The organism is Flavobacterium sp., from assembly GCF_039932285.1.
Taxonomy (GTDB): Bacteria; Bacteroidota; Bacteroidia; order Flavobacteriales; family Flavobacteriaceae; genus Flavobacterium.
The window spans coordinates 1-9,090 of record NZ_JBDTQE010000090.1; the positions used below are offsets into that span (position 1 = coordinate 1).

Below are 9,090 nucleotides of genomic sequence, written 5' to 3' on the forward strand. Positions count from 1 at the left end.
TGTTTGGATCCCATTTTCTAGTCATGTGTCCGAAGTGAACACCTGCTTCTAGTAAGTCTTTAACTTCTATTTTATTTGCCATTTTGTAATAGTTTACGTTCTGTTGAATTAGCAATGTTCCTTTGGGCTTTATGCGTTAAGCTATAAGCTTTAGGCTTCATTTAGATGCTAAACTAGTTTCCTGCCTCGACAGGAAGAGCAACAATAACTTAGTTTTTAATAAAAAAATATTAACGTTTAGAGAATTGGAATCTCTTACGAGCTTTCTTCTGACCGAATTTTTTACGTTCAACCATTCTTGGGTCTCTCGTTAGTAATCCTTCTGGTTTCAAGATTGCTCTGTTTCCTTCTCCAACTTCACACATTACTCTCGCTAAAGCCATTCTTACTGCTTCTGCTTGTCCTGTGCTACCACCTCCGTAAACATTTACTTTTACATCATAGTTAGTTACATTTTCTGTCATAGACATAGGTTGTAAAACTTTGTATTGTAAAGTAGCTGTTGGGAAATAAGTTGCAAACGCTTTTTTGTTAACAGTGATTACTCCTGTTCCTTCCGATACATAAACACGTGCAACTGCACATTTTCTTCTACCGATTTTGTGAATTGCTCCCATTACTTAAGATCGTTTAGGTTAACTGTTTTAGGTTTCTGAGCGCCTTGTTTGTGCTCTGATCCTACAACAACATTTAAATTTCTAAAAAGCTCTGCTCCTAATTTGTTTTTAGGCAACATTCCTTTTACTGCTTTTTCTACTAAAAGAGCAGGGTTTTTTGATTGCAAAACCTTTGCAGTCAAACTTCTTTGTCCTCCTGGATAACCTGTGTGACGGATGTAAGTCTTCTCGTCCATTTTGTTACCTGTAAGGTTGATTTTTTCTGAGTTGATAACGATTACGTTATCTCCGCAGTCCACGTGTGGTGTGTAACTTGGCTTGTACTTACCTCTAAGGATCATAGCGACCTTTGATGCAAGACGACCTAAGTTATGACCATCAGCATCAACAACAATCCACTCCTTTGTAACGGTGGCTTTGCTTGCTGATTGTGTCTTGTAGCTTAATGCGTCCATAATATTATTTTAATTAAACATTCCATTCCCAATAAAGGGAGTGCAAAAGTACAATTATTTATTTTAAATACAAATGGGAAAGTGAAAATTCTTTTTCTATTGCTTTTCAGAGAGTTACAAAAGGTTTAAGTTTTACTTTTTAGCCCTGATGATAGTAAAAATCACGTATCGTTTTTTGTAACGAGAAGTATTGAAACGTACAGCAGGAATATAATTTACAAAGAAGCACGAACTTTTCGCTCATAAAAGAAAAACAAATAATACTTTATATAATATTTTACTATTTTTACGCTAATATAATACACCTATGGGATCAAAAACGACTTTAAAACAAATTGCATTGAACCTCGGTGTTTCTGTTTCGACAGTTTCGAAGGCTTTGAATAATAGTCCAGAAATTAGTACGCCAACAAAAATAAAAATTCAGGAGTTTGCTAAACTAAATAATTACAAACCAAATATTACTGCACTAAATCTTAAAAATCGTTCTACAAAAACGATTGGGGTTATCATTCCAAATATTTTGAATTCATTTTTTGCAAAGGTCTTTTCTGGAATTGAAAAGATAGCTGATGAAAAAGGATACCATGTTATAACATGTATTTCTAATGAATCATTAGAAAAGGAAATTCAGACATTACAAATGTTGAGTAACGGGACTATTGATGGCTTTATCCTTTCTATTTCTGAAGAATCTCAAAAAGAGAATCAATTTGATCATTTTACAGAAATTATAAACGAGGGAACACCAATTGTAATGTTCGACAGGGTTGCTGAAAAAGTAAAATGTGATAAAGTGATTGTTGATGATTATGATTCGGCAATTGAAGCAACTAATTTTTTGATAAAAACTGGCTGTAAAAACATTGCGTTGTTTTCTTCTATTGATAATTTAAGTGTTGGTAAACTTCGTGCTAAAGGCTATTTTGAAGCATTATCTAAAAATAATATTTTAAACAATCCTGACTTAGTGATTCTTACAGAAAACGAAGAAGATTTTGATATTAAAGCAAAAGACTTTTTAAATAATCAAGAAATAGATGGTGTTTTTGCTCTCGACGAACATTCTACACTTACAATAATGAAAATGGGGTTAAAAAACTCTAGAAAAATTCCCGAGGAGTTGTCTATTATTGGTTTTGCAGATGGTGTTTGGTCGCGAAGGCTAACTCCTAGTTTATCGACCATAAGCCAACATGGACCAGAAATAGGAGAAGCTGCTGCAAGGCTTCTAATAGAAAGATTAGAACACAAAGAAAAAGAAGAACGCAAATACAAAACGGTCGTGATAAAGACTGAATTGAGACAACGTGATTCAACAATTAAAATATAACTATTGTTTAATAGTTACTCTTTTGTAAATATATATTGTCCGCCGCCTTGTTTTAAGATCATATTTTTTGCATCGAAAGTTAGTTTCACTCCTGCTGGATCAAACACAAATTCAGTTTCGCTAATTGGATTTAATGCAAAAGAACTTTGTCCTGTAGCTTGTGCTGTTAGCTCTCCTTTTTCGATTTTGATAGTGATTTTTATAGGTAATTCTGTCGATGCATAAACCCCTTGATAACTATCTAATTTATCTTTAGAAACTTCAAACGTGGTCAAATTTGGGAATTGATATGGCATTTTGTAATAAATACTCAAAATCCCAATCATAATATCATTGCGATTATAATTATCTCCATTTACAATAAGTGAAACGCCTGTTTTTTCTGGCGGATAATACCCTACAACTGCTCTAAAACCTTCTATTCCTCCTGTGTGTCCATAAAATTTTCTTTCGCCAAAAGGAAATGTAACCAAGCCTTTTCCGTAAGATTGTTCTAGTTTTGTCATCTCATCGACCGAAGTTTTCTTTAGCAATTTACCATTAAAAATAGCATCTAGAAAAAAAGTTAAATCGGCAGCAGTAGATGAAATGTTCCCAGCACCAAAAGCTTGCGACATATCCCATTCTTTGTTAATTGTCCATTTTTTATTGGTGTAATTATAAGAATAGCTTTCGTTTTTAGTTGGATCTACATTAGCAGCAATCGATGTGTTTTTTAATTGAAGTTTGTTTATAATTCGTTCATTAAGATTGGTTGCGTAATCTTTTTTAGAGACATCTTCCAAAATTCTACCTAATATATAGTAGTTAGAATTGCTGTATTCAAATTTAGAATTAGGTTCGAAAACTGGTTTATAACCTGCTATTTTTGCCATCATTTCGTCTTTTGATACTTTTTGGTAAACATTTACGGTCGAATCCCCGTTTATAAAATCTAAAATTCCTGTGCGATGATGCAATAAATCATGAATAGTAATTTTTGCAGCATTTGGAATTTGAGGATAAAATTTAGATAATTTTGTATCTAGTTTCAACTTTTTTTCTTCAATTAACTGCATAATCATTACGGCAGTAAATGTTTTTGTGATGGAACCTATTTTGTATCTGGTGTTTTTATTTGCTTTCAAACTATTTTCGACATTGGCAAAACCATACGCTTTTTCGAAAACTACATTTCCAGATTCTCGAATACAAACTTGTCCCATAAACTTGTTGTTTTGGTTCAGATAAACCAGCAAACTATCTATTTTATCGAAACGGGTTTTTTGTTGCGCCGAAAGTGTCAGCGAGAATATAAATACTAATAATAAGATTGATTTTTTCATAATTTTTATTTTATATTATTTCAGATAAAAAGTAAACTAATAGTATGACTATAATTAGAATAATTCTAAAAGTTTTTTGTTGTTCTGCTTTAAGGGTATATCCATCTTTTTTTAATTCCCAAGTAAATATAAGTTCAAAAAGAGTTCCTTTTAGATTAAAAATGAAATCGGAAACTTTATAACTTTCATTGAATTTTTTTAAAACCTCGAATTTTACTTGTCTTTCTTCTATGTATTTTGCTTGTTCAATTAATTTAGGGTCAATTTTTCTGTTGTAAAGCTCATCAAGAGCCAATTTTAATGCTCTTGGATCCATTTTTTTTGGAGCACCGGCTATTTTTAATAATTCTTCTGTTTTCCTGCTTTTAATTGGTGGTTTGAAATCATCATTCATTTCTATAATTTATAAGGAAATTTTGTGTTCTTGAACTTTCGTAAATCGGAAAAAGAGACTAAGAAAGGTTCTTCACAACTTCTTGCAGCTCTATAAAAAATAGGCGTAAACTCAATTCCTTTCTCAGTAAACGACCACGATGGAAAATCCCAAAATTCTAAATCCGTATAATCGCAATAATCATCATCGTTTGTTGGTTTTTTGAAATGTTGTGTTTTATTTACCAAAGCAAAAATTTTTGACGCAAAATAATTGCTTCTGTACTTAGAAAAGGCATCAAAATTAGTTTCCTGATTAGCTCCAACGCTTTTATCAAAAGCCAAAATATCGTCTATGCCGTAACTTTTTCCTGATTTTAAATCCAATAAAATCCCTTGCCCACCAAAATCTGGGTGAGCACCTCCACAATAATAAGAACTAAAATCGTAGTAACCAATTAAATTTTCGTCTAAGTAATGAATAGAAATAGAATATTCAATACCGTTTCCGTTGTTATAATCAAAACTAGACGAGCAGTTCAATTGCGCTAAAATATTTTGGTAATGATATTTGTTTAAAATAGGATTTATTTTATTCTTTACTGCATCAGAAAAACCTTTTCCAAGTCTAAAATAAGGTGCGTTGCAATGTTTTTCTGAAAACCATTCAATTGTTTTTCCTTTGTATATTGATATTGAATCGGATTTGAATTGAATGAAACTTGCTTTGATGAAATCGAATGAATCTTCCTTGAATTGCTTTAAAAATGGATTGTTTTTCTCTTTTAATAAAAACCCAGATTTATCAAAAGGTTTAAAACTTACTGGAAGTTTTAATCCTTTTGCATCGGTCCAAAAACCATTAAAATTATCATTTTGAGTTAATGACAATTCAAATGTTTCGTTGATTTTGTCGTTTGATTCAAATTTGAAAACATATTTATTCCCTGTTTTTTCACCAGACAAAACGATGTCTTTCAACGAATTTTTATAAAAATAGCGAACATCATAAATAGCAGTTTCGGTTGGCGACGAATTGTCTTCAAAAAACATATAAATTGTTGCTTTTCCGACAGTTCCTTCTAATAAATATTGTTTTTCTGCATAAGAATAAACAGTAAATAAAAGAATGATTGAATAAAATATTTTTCGCATATTCTTAATTTAAAAATAAATATTTTAATGTGCTTCTAGCCAATTTCTACCAACTCCAATTTCAACATCTAGCGGAACATCCATTTTGAAAGCATTTTCCATTTCATGTTTAATCATCGGTTGAATCTTCTCTAGTTCCTCATTATAAACGTCAAAAACCAATTCATCGTGTACTTGTAGTAACATTTTCGATTTCCAGTTTTCGGAAACTAATTTTCTATGAATGTTAATCATCGCAATTTTTATAATATCGGCGGCAGAACCTTGAATTGGGGCATTTACAGCATTTCGTTCTGCGCCACTTTTTACCATCATATTGGCAGAATTAATATCTTTCAAATAACGTCTTCTACCTAAAACCGTTTGCACATAACCGTGTTCTCTGGCAAAATCAACTTGACCAGACATATACGATTTCAGTTTAGGATAAGTAGCATAATACGCCTCAATCAACTCGGCACTTTCTTTTCGCGAAAGCGAGGTTTGATTGCTTAATCCAAAAGCAGAAACTCCGTAAATAATTCCGAAATTTACCGTTTTGGCATTGCTACGTTGTTCTTTTGTAACTTCTTCTAACGGAACGTTGAATACTTTTGCAGCGGTACTTCTATGAATATCTTCGTTGTTTTGGAACGCTTTAATCATATTTTCTTCCCCAGACAATGCAGCAATAATTCGCAGTTCTATTTGTGAATAATCCGCAGAAACCAAGGTGTAGTTTTCATCACGAGGAATAAAAGCTTTTCGAATCAATCGTCCTCTTTCAGTACGAACAGGAATATTTTGTAAGTTCGGATTGTTTGAACTTAAACGTCCTGTTGCGGCAACGGTTTGCATATAATCAGTGTGCACTCGCCCGGTTTTTTTGTCAACTTGATTTGGCAAAGCATCAATATAAGTACTTTGCAATTTCACCATTTGACGCCATTCGAGAATGTCACACACAATTTCGTTGTCGTTGGCTAAATACGATAAAATCTCTTCGCCGGTGGCATATTGACCCGTTTTGGTTTTCTTTTGTTTGGCTCCTCCAATTTTCAATTTGTCAAATAAAATATCGCCCAATTGTTTTGGTGAAGCTAGATTGAATTTTTCGCCAGCCGTTTCATAGATTTTTTGTTCCAATTCTGAACTTTCTTTTGCCATTTCGACGGACATTTCTTTCAAGAAAGGAACATCAAGATTGATTCCTTCTAATTCCATTGCAGCCAAAACTGGGATTAATGGAATTTCGATTTCATCAAATAGTTTTTTGGTTTCGGCTCTATCTAAAATTGGACTGAAATTTTGTTTCAATTGAAAAGTTATATCGGCATCTTCAGCAGCGTATTCTTTGATTTCTTCCAAAGCTACATCACGCATTGATTTTTGATTCTTACCTTTTTTACCAATTAAATCTTCGATTGATTTTGGAGAATATTTCAGATAAGTTTCCGATAAAACATCCATATTATGACGCATATCGGGATTGATCAAATAATGGGCAATCATTGTGTCAAACAATTTTCCTTTGATTTGAACACCATAATGGGAAAGAATTTTTAAATCATATTTTATGTTTTGACCTATTTTTTCGATGCTTTCGCTTTCGAAAAAAGGTTTGAACTTGTCTGCCAAAACTTGTGCTTCTTCGTGATTTTCCGGAAACGGAACATAAAAAGCTTTCCCTTTTTCGAAAGAAAACGACATTCCAACCAATTCTGCATTCAAGGCATCAATTCCAGTAGTTTCGGTATCAAAACAAACTGAAGTTTGATTCATTAAGTTTTGCAACAATAATTTTACGGCAAAATCTCCTTCAATAATTTGGTAAAAATGTTCCGTATTTTCTAACGTTGCATAATGGGAATTTGTTTTTACTTCACCGTTTTCCTCATCAGAGAAACCAAATAAATCGAATTGATCTTCGTTCGATTTTTTAGCTGGCGCTTTTTTAGTTGCTTGCGGTGTATCGTTTGAAGTTCCATTACCATTGGTATCAATTTCGTCATATTCTTTCCCCGTTCCAAAATATTTATCAAACTGCGCTTTCATTTGACGAAATTCTAATTCTTGAAACAATTCGTCTGTTTTTTCAACATCAGGTTTTGATAATTCATAATCTTCTGCGTTAAAAGTCACTGGACAATCAAGTAATATAGTCGCGAGTTTTTTAGACAAAATACCCAATTCAGCATTGGCTTCAATTTTATCTTTAATGGCGCCTTTTAGTTGGTGTGTATTGGCTAAAAGATTTTCCATAGAGCCGTATTCTGCTAAGAATTTTTTAGCTGTTTTTTCGCCAACACCTGGTAATCCCGGAATATTATCAGCGGCATCGCCCATCATTCCTAAGAAATCTATAACTTGTAATGGATTCGTAATTTCAAACTTTGCTAAAACTTCTGGAATTCCCCAAATTTCGATATCATTCCCCATTCGTGCAGGTTTGTACATAAAAATATTTTCGGAAACCAATTGAGCAAAATCCTTATCAGGTGTTACCATATAGACTTTAAAATCTTCTTTTTCGGCTTGTTTTGCCAAAGTTCCTATTAAATCGTCGGCTTCAAAGCCAGCGACTTCAACAATCGGAATGTGCATTGCTTTTAATAATTCTTGAATATAAGGAACTGCAATTTTTATAGCTTCAGGCGTTTCGTCGCGATGGGCTTTGTATTCTTGGTACATTTCGTAGCGATACGTGCTTCCGCCTTTATCGAAAGCAACCGCTAAATGATCTGGTTTTTCACGTTTTATAACGTCCATCAAGGCATTCATAAATCCCATGATCGCAGACGTATCCATTCCTTTTGAGTTGATTCTTGGGTTTTTTATAAACGCAAAATAACCACGAAATATTAAAGCATAAGCATCGAGAAGATAAAGGCGTTTTTGTGACATGAAAATAATTTTTTAAGTGTAAAAATAGACAATAGACATATTAATCTAATACTGAGGCAAAGTTAAGAGAATAACCTTAATTTTGCCTCAGTATTAGATTAATATATTAAAGCTTTTTTATATAAATTCACGTCTACAATTTTGACAAATGAGAACATTAGTAATAGGCGATATACACGGAGGATTTAAGGCTTTGCAACAAATTTTAAAAAAAGTAAAAGTCACAAAAAATGATTTGTTAATTTTTTTAGGTGATTATGTAGATGGTTGGAGCGAGTCGCCACAAGTGTTAGATTTCTTAATTTCTTTACAAAAAACACATCATTGCATTTTTCTTCGGGGTAATCATGATGAATTATTGTGTGAATGGCTTAACGAAAGCAAAGACAACCTCACGTGGTACAAAAACGGAGGAGAATCTACAGTTTTAGCATATCAATCTGTTTCAAACGAAAGAAAACAAAAACATATTCAATTTCTAAAGTCGTTACAAAACTATTATTTAGATTCGTCCAATCGATTGTTTCTTCACGCTGGCTTTACCAATATGAATGGAGTAGATTCAGAATATTTTCCCAAACTATTATATTGGGACAGGACATTGTGGGAAACGGCATTATCACTAGATGAAAATCTTGAAACCACTCATAAATTTTATCCAAGGCGCTTTACATTATATAAAGAAATTTACATTGGTCATACTCCTGTTACTAGAATTGGGGAACTTATCCCTGTTCAAAAAGCCAATATTTGGAATGTAGATACTGGAGCCGCTTTTAATGGGCCACTAACCATTATGGATATTGAAACTAAAGAATTCTGGCAAAGTGATCCATTACCTTATTTATATCCAAACGAAAAAGGCAGAAATTAGATCATAACTTATTATATTTGCCAATATTATTTAAAATTTATATTTAAAATGAAAAAAATCATCACACTTTTACTTG

At 32.6% G+C, this 9,090-nt stretch carries 8 protein-coding genes and 1 pseudogene; 2 read left to right on the plus strand and 7 right to left on the minus strand.

Translation table 11 applies throughout. From position 1 onward, the window contains the following. From ABI549_RS12440 to rplM, 3 genes and pseudogenes are all read right to left on the minus strand, one after another. Positions 1-82: pseudogene (locus tag ABI549_RS12440) on the minus strand (30S ribosomal protein S2); the annotation flags it as partial. A 148-nt stretch (positions 83-230) separates the two neighbouring features. Then, entirely contained in the window at positions 231-617 is a 387-nt protein-coding gene (gene rpsI, locus ABI549_RS12445) for a 30S ribosomal protein S9 (protein WP_091476560.1), read from the minus strand. Continuing rightward, positions 617-1,072: a 50S ribosomal protein L13 gene (rplM, locus tag ABI549_RS12450; RefSeq protein ID WP_091476558.1), complete on the minus strand. Its 456-nt coding sequence runs from the start codon at positions 1,070-1,072 to the stop codon at positions 617-619. The genes rpsI and rplM overlap by 1 nt, the downstream gene beginning before the upstream one ends. Before the next feature lie 307 nt (positions 1,073-1,379). Between rplM and ABI549_RS12455 the strand changes: the two genes are divergently transcribed. Then, positions 1,380-2,405, plus strand: a complete 1,026-nt coding sequence (locus tag ABI549_RS12455) for a LacI family DNA-binding transcriptional regulator (protein ID WP_348076786.1) — start codon at positions 1,380-1,382, stop codon at positions 2,403-2,405. Between the two features lie 14 nt (positions 2,406-2,419). On the opposite strand, the gene ABI549_RS12460 is transcribed toward ABI549_RS12455, so the two are convergent. From ABI549_RS12460 to polA, 4 genes are read right to left on the minus strand one after another with little or no spacing between them, the layout of a single operon-like run. Continuing rightward, entirely contained in the window at positions 2,420-3,730 is a 1,311-nt protein-coding gene (locus ABI549_RS12460) for a serine hydrolase domain-containing protein (protein WP_348076787.1), read from the minus strand. A gap of 10 nt (positions 3,731-3,740) precedes the next feature. Continuing rightward, a complete protein-coding gene (locus tag ABI549_RS12465) occupies positions 3,741-4,124 on the minus strand; it encodes a hypothetical protein (protein ID WP_348076788.1) in 384 nt (127 codons plus the stop codon). A gap of 2 nt (positions 4,125-4,126) precedes the next feature. Next, positions 4,127-5,257 carry a hypothetical protein gene (locus ABI549_RS12470; RefSeq protein WP_348076789.1) on the minus strand — a complete coding sequence of 377 codons (1,131 nt, stop codon included), beginning with the start codon at positions 5,255-5,257 and terminating at the stop codon, positions 4,127-4,129. Between the two features lie 24 nt (positions 5,258-5,281). Beyond that, entirely contained in the window at positions 5,282-8,140 is a 2,859-nt protein-coding gene (gene polA, locus ABI549_RS12475) for a DNA polymerase I (protein WP_348076790.1), read from the minus strand. 148 nt (positions 8,141-8,288) lie between these two features. On the opposite strand from polA, the gene ABI549_RS12480 reads away from it, so the two are divergent. Beyond that, complete coding sequence (locus ABI549_RS12480) at positions 8,289-9,014, plus strand: metallophosphoesterase family protein (RefSeq protein WP_348076791.1); 726 nt, start codon at positions 8,289-8,291, stop codon at positions 9,012-9,014. Positions 9,015-9,090 lie beyond the last annotated feature (76 nt).